Source organism: Streptomyces roseifaciens (assembly GCF_001445655.1).
Classification (GTDB): domain Bacteria; phylum Actinomycetota; class Actinomycetes; order Streptomycetales; family Streptomycetaceae; genus Streptomyces; species Streptomyces aureoversilis.
In genome coordinates this window covers 1647989-1666713 of record NZ_LNBE01000004.1, presented here as the reverse complement: position 1 = coordinate 1666713, position 18725 = coordinate 1647989, and the positions used below count along the sequence as shown (strand labels likewise).

Annotated in this window: 17 protein-coding genes and 3 tRNA genes; 9 read left to right on the top strand and 11 right to left on the bottom strand. The window is 72.7% G+C overall.

Annotation, left to right across the window (positions count from 1 at the left end; translation table 11 throughout):
* The first annotated feature begins 21 nt into the window (after positions 1–21).
* Both AS857_RS24625 and AS857_RS39145 read left to right on the top strand, forming a co-directional pair.
* Positions 22–561, top strand: coding sequence for a hypothetical protein (locus tag AS857_RS24625; RefSeq protein WP_058045435.1), 540 nt, complete (start codon positions 22–24; stop codon positions 559–561).
* Positions 562–677: 116 nt separating this feature from the next.
* Positions 678–1415, top strand: a complete 738-nt coding sequence (locus tag AS857_RS39145; protein WP_058045434.1) for an alpha/beta hydrolase — start codon at positions 678–680, stop codon at positions 1413–1415.
* Between the two features lie 143 nt (positions 1416–1558).
* Here AS857_RS39145 and AS857_RS24615 read toward each other — a convergent pair whose 3' ends face one another.
* Positions 1559–1951: an STAS domain-containing protein gene (locus AS857_RS24615; RefSeq protein WP_245700453.1), complete on the bottom strand. Its 393-nt coding sequence runs from the start codon at positions 1949–1951 to the stop codon at positions 1559–1561.
* A gap of 601 nt (positions 1952–2552) precedes the next feature.
* Here AS857_RS24615 and AS857_RS40475 point away from each other — a divergent pair.
* The 5 genes from AS857_RS40475 (at position 2553) to AS857_RS41595 (ending at position 6261) form a co-directional block, all read left to right on the top strand.
* Positions 2553–2717, top strand: a complete 165-nt coding sequence (locus AS857_RS40475; RefSeq protein WP_168092965.1) for a hypothetical protein — start codon at positions 2553–2555, stop codon at positions 2715–2717.
* Between the two features lie 55 nt (positions 2718–2772).
* Positions 2773–3066, top strand: a complete 294-nt coding sequence (locus AS857_RS24610) for a Dabb family protein (protein ID WP_058045432.1) — start codon at positions 2773–2775, stop codon at positions 3064–3066.
* Positions 3067–3216: 150 nt separating this feature from the next.
* Positions 3217–4287: an RNA polymerase sigma factor SigF gene (locus tag AS857_RS24605; protein ID WP_245700452.1), complete on the top strand. Its 1071-nt coding sequence runs from the start codon at positions 3217–3219 to the stop codon at positions 4285–4287.
* 189 nt (positions 4288–4476) lie between these two features.
* Entirely contained in the window at positions 4477–5310 is an 834-nt protein-coding gene (locus AS857_RS24600; RefSeq protein WP_058045431.1) for an RNA polymerase sigma factor SigF, read from the top strand.
* A gap of 714 nt (positions 5311–6024) precedes the next feature.
* A complete protein-coding gene (locus AS857_RS41595; protein ID WP_058045430.1) occupies positions 6025–6261 on the top strand; it encodes a hypothetical protein in 237 nt (78 codons plus the stop codon).
* A 26-nt stretch (positions 6262–6287) separates the two neighbouring features.
* Here AS857_RS41595 and AS857_RS24590 read toward each other — a convergent pair whose 3' ends face one another.
* On the bottom strand, positions 6288–6506 hold the full coding sequence (locus tag AS857_RS24590; RefSeq protein ID WP_058045429.1) for a hypothetical protein: 219 nt from the start codon (positions 6504–6506) through the stop codon (positions 6288–6290).
* A gap of 213 nt (positions 6507–6719) precedes the next feature.
* Here AS857_RS24590 and AS857_RS24585 point away from each other — a divergent pair, with 213 nt between their 5' ends.
* Both AS857_RS24585 and AS857_RS24580 read left to right on the top strand, forming a co-directional pair.
* Positions 6720–7166 carry a MarR family winged helix-turn-helix transcriptional regulator gene (locus tag AS857_RS24585; protein WP_058045428.1) on the top strand — a complete coding sequence of 149 codons (447 nt, stop codon included), beginning with the start codon at positions 6720–6722 and terminating at the stop codon, positions 7164–7166.
* A gap of 171 nt (positions 7167–7337) precedes the next feature.
* Positions 7338–8906: an MDR family MFS transporter gene (locus AS857_RS24580; RefSeq protein WP_476718238.1), complete on the top strand. Its 1569-nt coding sequence runs from the start codon at positions 7338–7340 to the stop codon at positions 8904–8906.
* Positions 8907–9128: 222 nt separating this feature from the next.
* On the opposite strand, the gene AS857_RS24575 is transcribed toward AS857_RS24580, so the two are convergent.
* The 9 genes from AS857_RS24575 to AS857_RS24535 all read right to left on the bottom strand — a co-directional run bounded on the left by AS857_RS24575 (position 9129) and on the right by AS857_RS24535 (position 18503).
* Positions 9129–9914: a TetR/AcrR family transcriptional regulator gene (locus AS857_RS24575; RefSeq protein WP_058045426.1), complete on the bottom strand. Its 786-nt coding sequence runs from the start codon at positions 9912–9914 to the stop codon at positions 9129–9131.
* A 488-nt stretch (positions 9915–10402) separates the two neighbouring features.
* Complete coding sequence (locus AS857_RS24570; RefSeq protein ID WP_058045425.1) at positions 10403–11917, bottom strand: MFS transporter; 1515 nt, start codon at positions 11915–11917, stop codon at positions 10403–10405.
* 77 nt (positions 11918–11994) lie between these two features.
* On the bottom strand, positions 11995–14037 hold the full coding sequence (locus AS857_RS24565; protein WP_079110594.1) for a mannosyltransferase YkcB-related protein: 2043 nt from the start codon (positions 14035–14037) through the stop codon (positions 11995–11997).
* Entirely contained in the window at positions 14034–15308 is a 1275-nt protein-coding gene (locus AS857_RS24560; RefSeq protein WP_058045424.1) for a bifunctional glycosyltransferase family 2/GtrA family protein, read from the bottom strand. The genes AS857_RS24565 and AS857_RS24560 overlap by 4 nt, the downstream gene beginning before the upstream one ends.
* 133 nt (positions 15309–15441) lie before the next feature.
* A complete protein-coding gene (locus AS857_RS24555) occupies positions 15442–16965 on the bottom strand; it encodes a sensor histidine kinase (protein WP_058047023.1) in 1524 nt (507 codons plus the stop codon).
* Between the two features lie 80 nt (positions 16966–17045).
* Positions 17046–17804 carry a response regulator transcription factor gene (locus AS857_RS24550; RefSeq protein ID WP_058045423.1) on the bottom strand — a complete coding sequence of 253 codons (759 nt, stop codon included), beginning with the start codon at positions 17802–17804 and terminating at the stop codon, positions 17046–17048.
* A 139-nt stretch (positions 17805–17943) separates the two neighbouring features.
* Positions 17944–18017: transfer RNA gene (locus AS857_RS24545), tRNA-Met, on the bottom strand.
* Between the two features lie 26 nt (positions 18018–18043).
* Positions 18044–18116: transfer RNA gene (locus AS857_RS24540), tRNA-Arg, on the bottom strand.
* A gap of 296 nt (positions 18117–18412) precedes the next feature.
* Positions 18413–18503: transfer RNA gene (locus tag AS857_RS24535), tRNA-Ser, on the bottom strand.
* Positions 18504–18725: the final 222 nt, after the last annotated feature.

The window sequence follows — 18725 nt, the reverse complement described above, 5'->3', positions numbered from 1 at the left end:
GGGGAGATCGGGGTCAGCAGCATGAACAGCGGCACGCACGGCGGTACGAACAGCAGCACGAACGGCGGTACGAACAGCAGCAGCGCGCAAGGCGGCCCGGGGGCGGAGACGGCGGCCTGGAGCCGTACGGTCGTGGCGGGCTGGATGGTGGTGCTGGGGGCGGTGTCCGCCGTGGCGTTCGTGGTGGTCGCCGTTCTGGCGGCGGACTTGCGGTCCGTCTTCCTGATCCTGCTGGCGGCTTCGGCGGCACTGCTGGCCACGGGCGCCGTCCGGGTCACGGTCACGCCCCACGGGGTGACCGTCCGCTCCGTCCTCCTCCCCTTTCTCCAGCGCCGGATACGGCTGTCCCGGATCCGGCACGCGTCGGCGAGGCCGACCCGGCCGGGCGAGCTCGGCGGGTGGGGGTACCGCTGGCTGCCCGGGCAGACCGCGGTCTCGCTGCGGGCGGGCGACGCCCTGTGGCTGGAGCTGACGTCCGGCAAGCACTTCGTCGTCACCGTCGACGACGCCGCCAACGCGGCGGCGCGGGTGAACAGTTCCCTGGCCGTGGCGAAGGGGTGAAGGGGTGACGTGCCGCGCCGGAGGAGTGACGCGGTGAAAGAGTGACGGGAGAGACCAGGACGCCGAACGACAAACGACTAACGACTAACAACGGACGACGACAGGAGCGCACCAGCATGACCGTGGAGACCGGCGTGACACGGACCCTCGCCCGCACCGCGACCGGCAAGGCCGTGGACGTCTACAGGACGCCCGGTGCCGGGACCGCGCCCGCCGTCCTGCTCTGGCACGGCATGGGACCGGACGAGCGGGAGATCCTGCGGCCCGTCGCGGAGGCGGCGGCAGCGCAGGGGGTCGTGGTCCTCGCCGCGGACTGGCGTTCCGACGCCCCCGACCGCGGCATGGCGCACCTGCTGGACTCCCTGTCGTTCGTACGGGAGCGCGCGGCGGAGTTCGGCGGCGACCCGGGCCGGGTCGTGGTCGCGGGGTGGTCGGCCGGCGCGGGGGCGGCGGTGGCCACGGCGCTGCGGCCGGACCTGTTCGGCGGATGGCGGCCGGCCGCCGTCGTGGGCCTGGCCGGCCGGTACGACGTGCCCGCCCGCACCACCGCCTCGGTCCCCCTGAAGGACCTCGCGGACCTCCCGGCCGGGGCCTCCCCCGTGCCGGTGCGGCTCGTGCACGGCACGGTGGACGCCCAGGTGGACATCCGCTCCTCGTGGGAGTGCGCCGCCGCGTTCCAGGGGCACGGGTGGCCGGTGCAGCTGGAGGAGCCGCGGACGGACCACGCCGGAGTCCTCGGAAGCGAGTTCGACCCGGCGCTGGGCCGCCTCCGCCCGAGCACGGCCGAACACGCCCTGGAGGGCTGCCGGATCACGGCCCGCGCCCTGGTGGAGGCGGCGGGGATCACAGCCTGACGGGGTCGGCGCTGGGCCGGTGCGGGGCGGCGGGGCGCGCCGAGCACACGCCCGGCGCGCCGCCGGGACCGGCCGCGTCCGCTGCTGCGCCCCGGCCGTGTCCCCGGCCGTGTCCCCGGCTGGGTCACCGGCCGCGTCACCGCTCAGGCGACGCTGCCGTCCTGCGGGCCCGCCTCCTCCGTCCGTACGGACGGGAACGCGTCCACGATGGTGAAGGCGCTCTCCACTCCGGCCACGCGCATCACCCGCGACACGCGCGCCACACCCCGCACCACCCGTAGCCGCCCGCCGCGGCAGAGCATGCGGTGCCGGGCTCTGAGCAGCAGCCGGAGCCCGCTCGCGTCCAGGAACGTCACGCGGCGGAGGTCGATCACGATGTCGGCGCGGCCCCGTTCGGTCAGCGCGTCCATGCGCGGACCGAGTTCCTGTTCCGCCAAGATGTCCATCTCACCGTGCAGTTCAATGATGATCGCGCCGCACGCCACACGCTCCCGCATGGCGAAGGCGGGCTCGTCCGCGCCCATGTCGCCCCTCACCGACCTCCCTCGGCCCCTCGTCTCCGGCACCGGCGATCCGCCGGCTGCCGGATACCTTTCTGGTGCCCCCGCAGTACGTGAATCTCACCTTTGTCGCAAAGCTGTGATCGCGCCTCCGGATTCGCCCGCGCCGGAGCGCGCGCGGGCGCGGAACGCACGAGGCCCCGGCTCCGGACCCGGGCGCGATACGGGTCCGGGGCCGGGGCTCCGGAAAAGCAGGTCGGGGGAAGCGGCATCGGGGGGACAGCCGCTTCCCCCGTCGGGGTCACGGCCTCCAAGTCCGGGCCGCAGTCGGGGGGAAGCTCGCGGCCCTGACCCCGCAGTGAGGCCATGTCCCTGGCCCTCCGGATTCCTGCCAGATCCGGTACGGGCTCCCCCTATCCTCCGCCCCGGCGCACGGGCCCCCGTACGGCGAAGGACCCGGCTTGGCAGGCCTTTGGTCCTTAAAGGTGGTGTGAAGAAGGCGGTGCGAAGACGGCGCGCGGAGAGGGGGGAGCGCGGGCGCGACACGGGTTCGGGCACATGTGCGGATAGACTCCGCCACCGTAGGAGGCGATCACGGGGGACGCGGTCGCAGGGATCACCGGGGGAGGAGTGCCTCGTGGCGCAAGCGAAGAAGATCGCGCTCTGGGCTGCCGTCATTTTCGTGTCGTACACGATCATCCATTCCCCCAAGCGGTCGGCCGAGCTCGTCCAGATAGGGTTCGAGGGCATCTCGGACGCCGCCAAGAGCGTCGGCGAGTTCATGACCCAACTGATCAGCTGACGGGCCGCGCCGCCGAGCCGGAGCGGTCCGGTCCGCCCGGCGTGGAGGCAGTGCCGTGATTCGTCACCTCGTCCTGTTCAAACTCAACGAGGGCGTCCGGCGCGACGACCCGCGCGTCGTCGCCGGGGTACAGGCGTTCGAGGCGCTCGGCGACGCCGTCCCGGAGGTGCGCTTCTGGGAGTGCGCCTGGAACATCTCGGACCGGCCGATCGCCTACGACTTCGCCATCAACTCCGCCGTCGACGACGCCGAGGCACTGCAGCGCTATCTGGACCACCCCGCACATCAGGCGGGTGTCGCGCAGTGGCGTGAATTCGCCACTTGGGTGATCGCCGACTACCCCTTCTGAGCGCCCGCTGCGCACGGCCCCTCGCCACCTGGGCGAGGGGCCGTTTTTATGGTCAACACGATGTTATGGGGTTCTTGCACACAGTGCACATGTCTTGTGATGCTATGACCGCTTTTCCCGGATGAGTTGACCATGAAGGGTGGCAGAACCGTGTCGGCCCGAACCGTCCCCGAAGCCCCCCTCCAGGAAGCCCCTCCCCAGCGCGACCAGCCGCCCGCGGGTGCCACCGCGCGCCCCCTCGGACCCGACGCCGACCCCGGCGGGCCCGAGCTCCTCGAGAACCCCGGCCTGGGCGCCGGCCCGGACACCGGCACGTCCGGCCCTGCGAAGACCGCCGCGAAGGCTGCGGCGGCGCCCGCCGCGGACACCACCGAGGACACCGGCGCCGGGGCCGGCACCGGCCCCGACGCCGACACCGACACCGACACCGACGACGCCGACACCGATCACCCCAGGAGCCGCGGCGCCGACGCCAGGGCCCTCACGCAGGTGCTCTTCAAGGAATTCGTCACCCTGGAGCCCGGCACCTCCGAGCACGCCCGCGTCCGGGCCGCGCTCATCGAGGCGAACCTCCCCCTCGTCCGCTACGCCGCCGCCCGCTTCCGCAGCCGCAACGAGCCCATGGAGGACGTGATCCAGGTCGGCACGATCGGCCTGATCAACGCCATCGACCGGTTCGACCCGGACCGCGGGGTGCAGTTCCCGACCTTCGCGATGCCGACCGTGGTCGGCGAGATCAAGCGCTACTTCCGCGACAACGTGCGCACCGTGCACGTCCCGCGCCGGCTGCACGAGCTGTGGGTGCAGGTCAACGGCGCCAGCGAGGACCTCACCGTGCTGCACGGCCGCACGCCCACCACCGCCGAGATCGCCGAGCGGCTGCGCATCCCCGAGGACGAGGTGCTGGCCTGCATCGAGGCCGGGCGCTCGTACCACGCGACCTCGCTGGAGGCCGCGCAGGAGGGCGACGGGCTGCCCGGCCTGCTGGACCGGCTGGGCTACGAGGACCCGGCACTCGCCGGGGTCGAACACCGTGACCTCGTGCGCCACCTGCTCGTGCAGCTGCCGGAGCGCGAGCAGCGCATTCTGCTGCTGCGCTATTACAGCAATCTGACGCAGTCGCAGATCAGCGCGGAGCTGGGCGTCTCCCAGATGCACGTATCCCGGCTGCTCTCGCGCAGCTTCGCGCGGCTGCGTTCCGCAAATCGGATCGAAGCCTAACCCTCACGGGTGACCCCCTCCTCATACGAGGCAGCAGATATGTCGACTTGACGCTACAGCGTGTTGCCGACATGTGACATTCTGCAGGAACTGCGTTTGCCACAGCGCGGCCTCCGGTATTCAGGTGGGGGCCGAACCCCTCGTGCGAGGGGCACCGCTGTGACCCGTCCGCGACCTCAAGGGGGTGGCATGTCCGTAGACCTGGGCAGCGCGAAGGTGCTCGCCACCGACGCACCACACGCCGTGCTCGACGACTGCGAATCCATCGACACCCGCACCCTCTCCCGTTCACTCTTCCTGCGCCTGGCCGCCCTCGACCGGGACAGCGCGGAGCGTGCCTACGTCCGCGACACCCTGATCGAGCTCAACCTCCCCCTCGTGCGCTACGCGGCCGCCCGCTTCCGCAGCCGCAACGAGCCCATGGAGGACATCGTCCAGGTCGGCACGATCGGCCTGATCAAGGCGATCGACCGGTTCGACTGCGAACGGGGCGTGGAGTTCCCCACCTTCGCGATGCCGACGGTCGTGGGCGAGATCAAGCGGTTCTTCCGGGACACGAGTTGGTCGGTGCGCGTGCCGCGCCGGCTGCAGGAGCTGCGCCTCGCCCTCACCAAGGCCAGCGACGAGCTCGCACAGAAGCTCGACCGCTCGCCCACGGTGCCCGAACTGGCCCTGTGCCTGGGCGTCTCCGAGGACGACGTCGTCGACGGCCTGGCCGTCGGCAATGCCTACACCGCGAGCTCCCTCGACTCCCCCTCCCCGGAGGACGACGGCGGCGAGGGCTCCCTCGCGGACCGGCTCGGCTATGAGGACAGTGCACTGGAGGGCGTCGAGTACCGCGAGTCCCTCAAACCCCTCCTGGCCAAACTGCCTCCCAGGGAACGGCAGATCATCATGCTGCGCTTCTTCGCCAATATGACGCAGTCGCAGATCGGCGAGGAGGTCGGCATCTCGCAGATGCATGTCTCCCGGCTCCTGACCAGGACGCTTTCACAGCTCCGCGAGGGTCTCATCGCGGACTAGACGCACCACCACGGGGGATCTCACGGGGGAACATCCACCATTCGGCGAGTCGCACGGGGGATCGCCGGCCTGTACCACCCACCTCTGCGTCACCCACCTCTGTACTCCTGACTGACCGTCAGCCACACTGGGCCGATGCGTCGGAAGACGATCGTCTCCGCATCCGCCTCAGCCGCGGCGGCCGCACTCGCCCTGGGAACCGTTCTCGCAGGTTGCGGCGGCACCGACCGCGACGGCTACGTCGCCTCCGAGGCGGCAGGCCCCGGCTCGTCCTCCCACCCGGTGGGCGGAGCCGTTCCGCCCGACGAGGGCGTCGAGTTCCACTCCTTGCCCGCAGCGCCGCCTTCCGGCCGCTCCCCGGGCCGTTCACCGGGCTCTCCGGTTCCGGGCTCTTCCCGGTCGCCGGTCTCTTCGTCACCACAGTCACCGCTGTCACTGCAGCCACTTCCATCGCCGCAGTCGCCGCTGTCCCCGTCCAGCAGGAGCAGCAGCCCGCAGGGCGCCGGACGCGGCGCGGATCCCCGTACGGGCGGCGGAGCCCCTCCGCGCACCGCGAGCCCCGCATCCCCTGCGAAACCGTCGCCGCCGTCGCCACCTTCGCCGTCCTCACGCCCCGGGCGGCCGTCGCACACACCCGAGGCCGCCCGGCTGGAGACCGGCGAGCCGCACCGGTCCGCGGACGACGAAGGCCGGCGCTGGTGCGAGAAGGTCACCGTGCCGCTCGCCAACTCCGGTGGCAGCCCCGTCACCACGGGCACCGTCACCTTCGGCAGTCACGTGATCGACCTGCTCGGTCTGGACTGGTCCACGATCACCTCGGCGCAGCCGCTCCCGGTACCGATCGAGGCGGGCGCGGCGGTGGAGGGATCGTGGACGGTGTGCGTCGACGCCTGGCGCGTGCCGTGGGGCATGCACGTCGAGACGCGCGACGTGCAGGTGGAGTGGGGCTGACCGGGTCGGTCAGCCCGGGCCCGGGCTCAGCCGAGCGCGAGCCACACCACGGCCGCGACGACCACGACGACCGCGATCACGCCGGCGATCAGTCCGACGCGGGGTCCGGACGACCGGGCGGGGGCGGGCGCCGCCGCGCGCCGGCCCGAGGGGCCGCCCTGGCCCTCGTCGACGAAGGCGCGGAACATCTGGGTGCTGCCCGCGGGGTCGTAGCTCTCGGGGTTCTGCTGATGGGGGTTGGCCATAGGCCAGGACCCTAGCGAAGGAGGGGCGGATGGCGTGCAGCGCCCCGCTCTACTGAGGCGCTCCGTCCATTTCCGTTCCGACCTGCGGCTTTACACCCCTCTAGAAATCCTTGGCCCTACCTTTACCCACGGAAACCCCATTTCACTTGCCTGCAGCAACCAATTCCTGGTTACATCGTTGCCCTAAGCAACTGTAAGTGGGGAGGGCGGCGCGTGGCCGAGCAGGAGCAGTACGAAGAGCTCGCCCGGCAGCTCAGCGCCGTCGCCGCCGTCCGGCGCGACCTCGCCCGCGTACTCCCGGCGGACTGCTCGCCGGCCGCAGCCGTCGTGCTGACGATGCTGCGGCAGTACGGCGAGATGCGCATGGGCAAGCTGGCCGAACTGCTGCTGATCGACATGTCGGTGACCAGCCGGCACGTCGCCTACGCGGAGGCCCGGGGCTGGCTCGAACGGCACCCGGACCCCGCGGACCGGCGCTCCCGGCTGCTGCGCATCAGCCCCGGCGGCGAGGCCCTGCTCCGGCAGGTCTCCGGGCGCTACACGCAGGCGCTCGCGACCTGCCTGCAGGACTGGTCCTCGGAGGACGTCGGCCGGCTCATCGAGCTGCTCGGACGCTTCCGCGACAGCTTCGACGGCTGCCGGACCACCCGCACCGCGTAGCCGCACCACGTAGACCCGCAAGACCCGTAGGACCCGTAAGACCCGCACCACGCAGACGTACGTACACCTCAAGCCACACTCGCACCGCAAAGGAATTTCATGGCTTCGACCGCACCGGCCGGTGTGGGGGGCGGCCACGCCAAGCACGGCGGCCAGGACGCCGGCGCCCCCATGACCCACCGGCAGATCATGGAGGCGCTGTCCGGGCTGCTGCTCGGCATGTTCGTCGCCATCCTGTCCTCGACGATCGTCTCCAACGCACTGCCCGAGATCATCTCCGATCTGCACGGCAGCCAGTCCTCCTACACCTGGGTCGTCACGGCCTCGCTCCTGGCGATGACCGCGTCCACCCCGCTGTGGGGCAAGCTCTCCGACCTGTTCAGCAAGAAGCTGCTGGTCCAGATAGCCCTGATCGTCTACGTCGCGGGCTCGGTCGTGGCCGGCCTCTCGCAGAACACCGGCACGCTCATCGCCTGCCGGGCCCTGCAGGGCATCGGCGTCGGCGGTCTGTCCGCCCTGGCGCAGATCATCATGGCGGCGATGATCTCCCCGCGCGAGCGCGGCCGTTACAGCGGCTACCTCGGTGCGACCTTCGCCGTCGCGACGGTCGGCGGCCCGCTGCTCGGCGGCGTCATCACCGACACCGACTGGCTCGGCTGGCGCTGGTGCTTCTACGTCGGCGTGCCCTTCGCCGTGATCGCGCTGATCGTGCTGCAGAAGACGCTGAAGCTGCCCGTGGTGAAGCGGGACGTGAAGGTCGACTGGCTGGGCGCGTTCTTCATCAGCGCCTCGGTGACGCTGCTGCTGGTGTGGGTGACCCTGGCGGGCAAGAACTACGACTGGATCTCGTGGCAGACGTACGCCATGGTCGGCGGCTCGGTCGCGCTCGGTGCGATCTTCGTCTACGTCGAGTCCAAGGCGGCCGAACCGATCATTCCGCTGCGGCTGTTCCGCAACAAGACGATCACCCTCTCGTCGGCGGCGAGCCTCTTCGTCGGTGTCGCGATGTTCAGCGGCACGGTCTTCTTCTCGCAGTACTTCCAGCTGGCGCGCGGCAAGTCGCCGACGATGTCCGGCGTGATGACGATTCCGATGATCGCCGGCCTGTTCCTGTCGTCGACGATCTCCGGGCAGATCATCACCAAGACCGGCCGCTGGAAGGCCTGGCTGGTCAGCGGTGGCGTGCTGCTCACCGCGGGCCTCGGGCTGCTCGGCACCATGCGCTACGACACGCCGTACTGGCACCTGGCCGTCTACATGGCCCTCGTCGGCCTCGGCATGGGCATGATGATGCAGAACCTGGTGCTCTGCACGCAGAACCAGGTCGCCCCCAAGGACCTCGGCGCCGCCAGCTCCGTCGTCACCTTCTTCCGCTCCCTCGGCGGCGCGGTCGGCGTCTCCGCGCTCGGCGCGGTGCTCGGCAACCGGGTGACGGACTACGTCAAGGACGGCATCGCCGCGCTCGGCCCGCAGGCCGCGGCGGCCGCGGCCAAGAGCGGCGGCTCCGGTGGCGGCATCCCCAAGCTGGACGCGATGCCCGCGCCGCTGCGGACGGTCGTCGAGAGCGCCTACGGGCACGGGGTGGGCGACGTGTTCCTCTACGCCGCGCCGTGCGCGCTGCTGGCCTTCGTCCTGACCCTGTTCATCAAGGAGGTCGCCCTGCAGGGGCGGACCGGGGCGCCGGCGGCCGGCGGCGCCGCCGTGGAGCAGGAGGCGGAACCCGCCCGGCAGGGCGGCTGACAGACCCCGTCGGCCGGGGCGCGGAATCGAGCGGAGACGCGCCCCCGGCGGACGGAAACCGGGACCGGAACGGCATGAGGGTCCCGGAGACGGGCCCCGGGTGGTGGCGCGCGCACAGGCAGGGGACGGCCTGCGCGCCACCGGCCGGGGCCTTCAGTCGTCGGAGCCGTTCAGTCGACCCGGGCCGTTCAGTCGCCCGGGCCGTCAGTCGACCCGGGCCGTTCAGGCGTCGGAGCCGCGGTCCCGCATGACCTCGATGCCGGCGATCACCGTGTCGAGGGCGTACGCGAAGTCGCGCTGCCGCATCTCCGCGACGGACCCCGCCTTCCCCCAGGTCTCGGTGACCTCGGCGGCCTCCTGGTAGCTCTCCGCCCACTCGGGGGTCGCGGAGACCACGTTCATGACGTCCTGGAAGTACTCGTCCTCGGTGGTGCCGGCCGCCCGGCAGCGCTCCTTGTACAGGCCCTCGATCGTGCAGAAGCCGTAGACGAACTGGAAGAGGGCGGCGAGCGCGCCGGTGACGCGCTCCCGGGGGATGCCGCTGCGGCTCATCACGGCGATGGTGGCGTTCGAGAACGCCATGGAGCGGGGCCCGAGGTTGAGGTACCGGCCCACCAGGTGGGAGACCCACGGGTGGGCGGCGAGGCAGCTGCGGTAGGCCTCGGCCACGCTGCGGAGCTGGTCGCGCCAGTCGGCGCCGTCGTCGGACAGGTCCGGGAGGGTCACCTCGGCCCAGGTCTCGTCGAGGGCGTACTCGAGGAGGTCGTCCTTGTTGTCGACGTACCAGTAGACCGACATCGCGGTCACGCCCAGCTCGGCGGCGAGGCGCCGCATGGAGAACTTCTCCAGGCCATCGGCGTCGAGCAGGCGGATCGTGGCGGCGACGATGCGCCGCCGGTCGAGGCCCGCGCCCTGGTCGTCCCCGCGCCGTGGGGCGGGGTCGGGCTTCCCGGCCAGCCACACACTGGCCCGCGGCCCGCTCGCCGCGCCCTTACCGCCGCCCGCCATCCTGCGCCTCCCTCTCATTTCCCATCCGCACCAAATGCTAGGCCCTGCCCCAGCCCCTCCGGGGCCCTCCGAGCCCGTGCGACGCCTGCCTACCCGGGGCCCGATGGGCCACCCGACCCCTCAATCCCGCCGCAACGGCGAGCAATCCCACCCCACCCATCCGGCGGTGCCGAACCCACCTCAGGCCCGAACGGCACCGCCGAAACCCACCATGGCGGCTGAGCACCGCCGCGGCGGGTCGTAGGGCCCGGTCCCCTACAACCCGCGCCCCGCCCGAGGGGCCCGATGGGCCATGCCCATCCCCCGCCGCGGCGGATCCAGGGGCCGTGGGATCCGATGGGCCCGGCCCATCACCCCCGCCGCAACGGCGAGCAACCCCACACCACCCACCCGGCGGTGCCGGACCCGCCTCAGGCCGGAACGGCACCGCCGAAGCCCGCCGCGACGGCTGAACACCGCCGCGGCGGAAGACAGGGGCGAGGGAACCGTTACTGCGACGGCTCCGAGCGTTCCGCCCTGCGCAGCAGGAGCGCTGCGGTCAGGCCGCCCGCCAGGACCGCCGCCGCGCCCACCAGCTGACTGGTGTGCACCCCGGTGGCGAACGCGTCGGCGATCGCCGCGCGGTCCCCGTCCGTGCGGGCCTCGGACAGCGCCGCCGGGAGCGACCCCGCTCCCGCGGCCACCGCAGGGACCAGCGCCGCGAAGCGCGAGTTCAGGACCGCGCCGAGGACGGCCACGCCGAGCCCGTTGCCGCACTCCTGCAGCGTGCCGTTGAGCCCGGCGCCGACGCCCGCCTTCTCCGGCGGGATCGCGGACATGATCGCCGTGGCCATGGCCGGCATGGCCAGCGCGATGCCGGTGCCCATCAGCACGAGCCCGAGGAACATCCCGCCGTACCCGTCCGCACCGAGGACCGCGATCGCCGCGAGCCCCGCCGCCAGCAGCCCCATGCCGCCCGCGATCGAGACGGGCGTGCCGATCTTCGGCAGGAGGCGCGCCCCGACGCCCGTCAGGTTGAGGACGATGATGACCAGCGCCAGCGGCGACATCCGCAGACCGGTCTGCAGCGGGTCGTAGCCGAGCACGAGCTGCAGGTGCTGCGTGAGCAGGAAGAAGGATCCGCCCATGCCGAAGGCGACGAGGATGGAGCCGGAGACCGCGCCCACGAACCGCCGGTTGCGGAAGAACTGCATGTCGAGCATCGGGTACGGAGCCCGCTGCTCCCACACCGCGAACGCCGCCAGCACCACGACGCCCACGGCGCCCGGGACGAGCACCCGCGCGGACGTCCACCCGTGCCCGGGCCCGGAGATGATCGCGAAGGTGACGCCGGTCATGCCGATCGTGGAGAGCAGCGCACCGAGCAGGTCGGGCCGCTCACCGGCCGGATTCTTGGACTCCGGCACCCACTTGAGGACGGCCAGCAGTCCGAGCACCGCCACCGGCAGGTTGATCAGGAAGATCGAGCCCCACCAGAAGTGGTTGAGGAGCGCCCCGCCGATCAGCGGCCCGGCGGCGAAGCCGAGCGAGCTGACCGCGCCCCACAGCCCGATCGCCTTGGTGCGCTCCTCGTCGTCGAAGACCTGGACGATCACGGCGAGCGTGGTCGTCATGAGCAGCGCTCCGCCGACGCCCATGCCGGCGCGGGCGGCGATCAGCTGCCCGGTGGTCTCCGACAGGCCCGCCGCGAGCGAGCCGATGCCGAAGAGGGCGAGCCCGGCGGCGAGCAGCTTCTTGCGTCCGTAGCGGTCGGCGGCGCTGCCCGCGGTGAGCAGCAGTCCGGCCTGGACCAGCGAATAGGCGTTGATCATCCACTGGATGTCGGACGTCGCGGCGCCCATCTCCTCCGTGAGGGAGGGAATGGCGACCGTGAGGACGGTGTTGTCGAGCAGGACCGTGAGCTGGGCGAGGCAGATCACGGCGAGCACCACCCACCGGGTGGGGTTGCGCTCCGGCCGCGGCGAGGCGGTGGAGCTCGGTGATTCCGTGGTCGGCGCTGACATGCGCGATCCCCCTTGTACAGCGTATGACGGGCTTGCGATGTACACCGTACAAGAGCTCCTCTACGCCGTACAAGGCTTTATTTCCGCACCGGCCTCGTCAGGTCGTAGAGCGTCGCCCCGCCCACCGTGACCTTGGTGAAGCGCGCCTCCACCCAGGCCGTGATCTCCGCGGAGACGGAGCTCCCCCGCGCGCCGCCGCCGGGCCCGCCCCGCCGTTCCGCGCCGCCGGAGGCGATGAAGTAGTGCACCTTCCCTGCCGCCACGTACGCCTCGAACTGCCGCAGCGTCGGCGCCGGATCGCTCCCGTTGAACCCGCCGACGGCCATCACCGGCACCTGCGTGGCGAGCTGGTAGGCGGCCGCGTTCTGCGAGCCGACGGCGGCGGCCGCCCAGGTGTACGAGGCGGCGTCCTTCTTCACCGCGGCGGCCGCGGCGTCCCCCACGCGCTGACCGCCGAGCAGACCGCCCATGCCTCCGCCGCCGGGCCGACCGCCACCCTCGGTCCCACCGGGACCACCGGAACCACTAGGGCCGCCGGAGCCGCCGAACGCCCCGGGCCCGCGGCCCCCTCGCGGCGCCTGACCGCCCGGACCGGGCAGCGCACCCCCCGGCCCGGCGAACCGTTCGCCGCCCCGCCCGGCCGCCCGCACGCCTCCGCCTCCGCCGCCGCCGAACCGCCCCGCGCCCTCCACCGCCGGCCCGGCCGTCACGATCGACCCGCCGTGCGGCGTGCGCACGGTATTCAGCGTGTACGCGAGCGGCGCCGCCAGCGCACTGCCGGTGGACAGGGCCACGGCCACCGCCACGGCCCCGCGCGCCGGCGCACCCTCCCGCCCGCTCCCCCGCCCCCGCCGTACGAGCAGCAGCGCACACCCCGCCGCGACACCGCCCAGCAGCACGGCCCACTTCAGCCACGGCAGCCACTGCGGAGTACGGCCGAGGAGGACGTACGCCCAGGCGGCCGTCCCCGCCACCACCGCGGCCAGCGGAGCGAACGCCCGGCGCTGCCACAGCAGTACGGCTCCCGCGCCGGTGAGCGCCGCCACGTACGGCGCCAGGGCGACGTTGTAGTACTGGTGGAAGATCCCGGACATGAAGCTGAAGACCGCGAAGGTCATCAGCAGCGCCCCGCCCCACGCCAGGAGCGCCGCCCGGCGGATGTCCGTCCTCCCGGCGCGCCGGGTCAGCAGCATCCCGGCCACCAGCAGCGCGAACGCCGCGGGCAGCAGCCAGGCGATCTGGCCTCCCATGTCCGTCCCGAACAGCCGCAGCATGCCGGTCTCGCCCCAGCGCCCGCCGCCGGGCCCGCCGCCTCCGCCCACGCTCCCGGTCTCGTTGCCGTTGAGACGGCCGAGTCCGTTGTAGCCGAAGGTGAGTTCGAGGAAGCTGTTGTGCTGCGAGCCGCCGATGTACGGGCGCGAGCCCGCGGGCCACAGCTCGACCACGGCGACCCACCAGCCGCCGGAGACGACGGTCACCAGCCCCGCGAGCAGCAGCTGCCCCGCCCGCCGCAGCGGCCGCACCGGCGCGCACACCGCGTACAGCAGGGCGAGCGGCGGCAGGATCAGCCACGCCTGCAGCGTCTTGGTGAGGAAACCGAGGCCGAAGCAGAGCCCCGCCAGGAGCAGCCACGCCGTCCGCCCGGCCTCCAGCGCACGCAGGACGCACGCCACTGCGCACACCATCAGCAGGCACAGCAGCGCATCGGGGTTGTCGAAGCGGAACATCAGCGCGGCGACGGGCGTCAGCGCGAACGCCGCACCCGCCAGCAGCCCTGCCGCCTCCCCGAAGTACCGCCGCACGGAGGCGTACAGCACCCCCACCGCGGCCACGCCCATCAGCGCCTCGGGCACGAGGATCGCCCACGGGCCGAGCCCGAAGAGCCGTACGGACAGGCCCATCGGCCAGAGCGCGGCCGGCGGCTTGTCGACGGTGATCGCCCCGGCGGCGTCGGACGCGCCGAAGAAGAACGCCTTCCAGCTCGCGCCGCCCGCCTGCGCGGCCGCGGCGTAGAACTGGTTGGCGTAGCCGGACGCGCCGAGGTCCCAGAGGTAGAGCGCACCGGTGACGGCGAGCAGGGCGGCCAACCGCAGCTTCGCGGCCTTCGTCATCGTGGTCATCGATCGTTCCTTGTCGCAGAAGCCGCCGGGAACACCCAAGCCCGCAGCAGCAGGAACCGCAGCACCGTCGCCGCGAGGTTGGCCGTGACGAGCACGGCGAGTTCGGCTCCGTGGGAAGGGCCGTGAGAAGGCCCGTGGGCCGGGGAGCCGCCCGCCGCGTGCAGCGCGGCGAGCGAACCGCTGGTCAGGACCAGGCCGATGGCGAAGACCACCAGGCCCTGCGCCTGGTGGCGCACCGCACGGTCGCGCCCGCGCACCCCGAAGGTCAGCCGGCGGTTGGCCGCGGTGTTGGCGAGGGCCGACAGCAGCAGCGCGACCGCGTTCGCCGTCTGCGGGCCGGTGGCCGTGCGCAGCAGCGAGTACAGCGCCAGGTAGAAGCCCGTACTGAGGACGCCCACCACGCAGAAGCCCAGCAGCTGCCGAGCCAGCCCCCGTGGCACGCCCGGCACCGCCCGGTCGCGCGGATCGTCGCCGAAGGGGCGGCGCAGCCGGTCCAGCGGCAGCGCCCCCGTGGCGAGGGCGCGCCCCACGCGCCACACGCCGCGCAGGTCGTCGGCCGCCGTGCGGACGATCCGCACGGAGCTGTCCGGGTCGTCGACCCAGTCCACCGGCACCTCGTGGATCCGCAGGCCCGCCCGCTCGGCCAGCACCAGCAGCTCGGTGTCGAAGAACCACCCCGTGTCCTCGACGAGCGGCAGCAGCCGCTCGGCCACGTCCTTGCGGACCGCCTTGAACCCGCACTGCGCATCGGAGAACCGCGCCGCGAGCCCCGTCCGCAACAGGACGTTGTAGGCGCGGGAGATGAACTCCCTCCTGGGCCCGCGCACCACGCGCGAACCACCCGCGAGCCGGGTCCCTATGGCCAGGTCGGAGTGGCCGGAGATCAGCGGGGCGACGAGCGGCAGTACGGCGTTGAGGCCGGTGGACAGGTCGACGTCCATGTAGGCGAGCACGGGCGCCTCGGACAGCGACCAGACGGTGTGCAGCGCCCGCCCCCGCCCCTTCTCCTCCAGCCGGACGGCGGTCACCTCGTCGAAGGCTTCGTCCAGGGCGGCGGAGACCTCGGGCGTGCGGTCGGTGCTCGCGTTGTCCGCGACGGTGATCCGGAACCCGTACGGAAAGGTGGCCGTGAGGTGCGCGTGCAGCCGGCGCACGCACGCCTCCAGGTCGTCCTCCTCGTTGTGGACGGGGATCACGACATCGAGCACGGTGCCGTGACCGCGCACCGGGAGGGGCGCGCGGGCGGGAAGAGGCGGGCTGTCGGCAGTCATGAGCCGACCGTGCCGGGGGCGCCTGTCGCGAGCGTGTGGGCACCCTGTGGCGGACCTGTGAATCGAGGGCGACCCATGCCTCCCGGGGGCCCGGGGGCTTGCCCCCGGTTTCGGGAAGGGGCGGGACCGGGGGCTAATCCCCCGCCGCGACGGCGCTCAGCCCCGTCGGTGGAACCCGGCGGTGCCGGACCGGCAGTTCCACCGTGAAAACGGTCCGCCCGGGCACGCTCGCCACCCCCACCCGTCCCCCGTGCGCCGCGACGACCGCCCGCACGATCGCAAGCCCCAGTCCCGAACCCCCCGCACCGGTCCGCGTCCGCGACGCGTCCCCCCGCGCGAACCGCTCGAAGACGTACGGCAGCAACTCCGCCGGGATGCCCGGCCCGTCGTCCTCCACCTCGACCTCCACGAGCCCGCCGCCGGAGGCGACCCGTACGCGAGCGGTCACCGTCGTCCCCGCCGGCGTGTGCGTGCGCGCATTGGCCAGCAGGTTGACGAGGACCTGGTGGAGGCGGGCCGCGTCACCCCGTACCGCCACCGGCTCGGCCGGCAGGTCGAGGCGCCACGCGTGGCCCGGCCCGGCCGCCCGCGCGTCGCTCACGGCGTCGACCACGAGCGGAGAGAGGTCGAGGTCCGCGAGCGCCTGCGGGCGGCCGGCGTCCAGGCGGGCGAGGAGCAGCAGGTCCTCGACGAGCCCGGTCATCCGGTGCGCCTCGGACTCGATGCGGCCGAGCGCGTGCCGGGTGACCGGTCCGATCTCCTCACGGCCTTCCCCGGCGCCCCCGCCGGGCCCGGCCCGGCGGGTGAGTTCGGCGTAGCCGCGGATGGAGGCGAGCGGCGTCCGCAGCTCGTGACTCGCGTCGGCGACGAACTGCCGGACCCTCGTCTCGCTCTCCTGGCGCGCCGTCAGCGCCGAACCCACGTGTCCCAGCATACGGTTGAGCGCCGCACCGACCTGACCGACCTCGGTCCGCGGATCGGCCTCCGCCTCGGGCACGCGCTCGTGCAGGGCCACTTCCCCCCGGTGCAGGGGGAGTTCGGAGACGCGCGTGGCCGTCGCGGCGACCCGCCGCAGCGGCCCCAATGCGATCCGCACGGTGGCCGCGGCGGCGATCCCGGCGGCGACGAGCCCCGCCGCGGTCACGCACACCTCCACCACGACAAGGGTGTTGAGGGTCTCCTGAACGCCGGAGGCGGGGATGCCGACGAGGTACGTCGTGCCGTCGGGGGCGGTGACGGACTGGGCGCGGTACTGTCCGCGCCCGGCCAGTACGACGTCGTGCGGCCTGCCGTCGCGGGGAAGCCCCGCGAGGGCCTCGCTCTGGGCGGAGGTCAGCGGTTCGCGCACGGGCTCGCCGCCCGGCGTGGTGCGGGCGGGCGTGCTGACGGCCGAGTCGGCGACCCTGCCGTCGGGCGCGGTGAGCGCACCGACGGTGCCGATGGGCTGGCCGCCGCCCTGCACGAAGCTCAGCGGTCCGCCCCGGCGGGCCTGGACCTCCGGCGGGTGGGGCGCGGCGGCCCGCCGCGCCACGTCGCCGAGCTGCGTGTCGAGCTGCCCGTACAGGTAGCTGCGCAGCACGATGGCCGTGACCGTGCCGATCACCGCGCAGACGACGGCGACCAGCACGACGGTGGACAGCACGAGGCGCGTGCGCAGCGGCCGCGGGCGCGCGGGGAACGGGCGGGCGGGGCGCGCGCGGCCCGGGAGCCGCCGCGCGGCGAGGCCCCGCAGGCGGCTCACGCCGGTGTGGCCGGCTTGATGAGGTAGCCGGCGCCGCGCCGCGTGTGGATCATCGGCGGGCGCCCGGCGTCGATCTTCCGCCGCAGGTAGGAGATGTAGAGCTCCACGACGTTGGCCTGGCCGCCGAAGTCGTACGACCAGACCCGGTCGAGGATCTGCGGCTTGCTCAGCACGCGCCGCGGATTGCGCATGAGGAAGCGCAGCAGCTCGAACTCGGTGGCGGTGAGGTGGATGTCCGTGCCGCCGCGGGAGACCTCGTGGCTGTCCTCGTCCAGGACCAGGTCGCCCACGGTGAGGACGGAGCCGGGGCGCGGCGCGACGGCGCGGGCCCGGCGCAGCAGCCCGCGCAGCCGGGCGACGACCTCCTCCAGGCTGAAGGGCTTGGTGACGTAGTCGTCGCCGCCTGCGGTGAGGCCGGCGATGCGGTCCTCGACGGCGTCCTTGGCAGTGAGGAAGAGCACCGGCACCTCTGCGCGTTCGCGGCGCAGCCGCCCCAGCACGGTCAGCCCGTCCATGTCGGGCAGCATCACGTCGAGGACGACGGCGTCCGGCCGGAAGTCCCGCGCGACGCGCACGGCCTCGGCGCCGCCGGCCGCGGTGCGCACGTCCCAGCCCTCGTAGCGCAGGGCGAGCCGGAGCAGCTCGGCCAGGGAGGCCTCGTCGTCCACGACGAGAACCCTGATGGGCCCGCCGTCGTCCCGCAGGAGGGGGGCGGGGGCGGCGGGGGCTGGGGTGAGCGAGGGGTCGGCCGTCATGGGACGAGGGTGCGAGCGGTGCGTGAGAGGCGTCTTTCGGCTCTCTGTGATTCTCCTGAGAATCGCGCGCCCGAACGGGACGGAAGATTCCGGATACGCCGCAGGCCCGGTACCTGAGGTACCGGGCCTGCGGTCTTAGTAGCGGGGACAGGATTTGAACCTGCGACCTCTGGGTTATGAGCCCAGCGAGCTACCGAGCTGCTCCACCCCGCGACGAACGGGAGAAATACTCCCGTCAGTGCGCTCGGCAGGATTCGAACCTGCAACCTCTTGATCCGTAGTCAAGTGCTCTATCCGTTAAGCTACGAGCGCTCGGCTTCCCGGCGTTTTCTTGCCGGTCGGCGTTGCGTGGACAACATTACATGAACTCCGCCGCCACGCGAAATCCATTCCCCGCACCCGCTCCGGCCTGCGAAAACGCCCTCTGGAGCAGCTCCGGAACGGCTCCGGCGAGCCCCTTGCGGACAAGATCACCCGACCGCGTCGCCCGACCGCGTCGCCCGACGGCATCACCTGCACGGCATCGCCTGACCTCGCCGTCCGGCGGCATCGCCCGGCAACGCGAAAGCCCCGGCCGTCTCAAGGACGACCGGGGCTTCCGGTGACTGCGGAGGCGGAGGGATTTGAACCCTCGATGGGATTTAAGTCCCAAACCGCATTAGCAGTGCGGCGCCATAGACCGGACTAGGCGACGCCTCCAGCCCACCCACGCATGCGCGAGTGGTGCGATGCAGATGATGGCACAACCTGGCGGCCGCTCACCAATCGCACCCCTACGGTACCGGGCTTTCACCGGGCGGGGCAAAGACGTTTTCCGGAGCGCAACGCGTTGCCGCCCGGCGCGTTAGACGGGTGAAGGGATCGGCCGGGCTCTGCACGCCCCCCGTTCCGCCTCGCCTGCCCCCTGGACCCTGGAGTCCC

Coding starts and splice junctions, on each gene's coding strand:
- AS857_RS24625 (WP_058045435.1), top strand. CDS start 22: ATGAACAGCGGCACGCACGGCGGTACGAACAGCAGCACGAACGGCGGT.
- AS857_RS39145 (WP_058045434.1), top strand. CDS start 678: ATGACCGTGGAGACCGGCGTGACACGGACCCTCGCCCGCACCGCGACC.
- AS857_RS24600 (WP_058045431.1), top strand. CDS start 4,477: ATGTCCGTAGACCTGGGCAGCGCGAAGGTGCTCGCCACCGACGCACCA.
- AS857_RS24590 (WP_058045429.1), bottom strand. CDS start 6,506: ATGGCCAACCCCCATCAGCAGAACCCCGAGAGCTACGACCCCGCGGGC.
- AS857_RS24580 (WP_476718238.1), top strand. CDS start 7,338: ATGACCCACCGGCAGATCATGGAGGCGCTGTCCGGGCTGCTGCTCGGC.
- AS857_RS24575 (WP_058045426.1), bottom strand. CDS start 9,914: ATGGCGGGCGGCGGTAAGGGCGCGGCGAGCGGGCCGCGGGCCAGTGTG.
- AS857_RS24570 (WP_058045425.1), bottom strand. CDS start 11,917: ATGTCAGCGCCGACCACGGAATCACCGAGCTCCACCGCCTCGCCGCGG.
- AS857_RS24565 (WP_079110594.1), bottom strand. CDS start 14,037: ATGACCACGATGACGAAGGCCGCGAAGCTGCGGTTGGCCGCCCTGCTC.
- AS857_RS24560 (WP_058045424.1), bottom strand. CDS start 15,308: ATGACTGCCGACAGCCCGCCTCTTCCCGCCCGCGCGCCCCTCCCGGTG.
- AS857_RS24550 (WP_058045423.1), bottom strand. CDS start 17,804: ATGACGGCCGACCCCTCGCTCACCCCAGCCCCCGCCGCCCCCGCCCCC.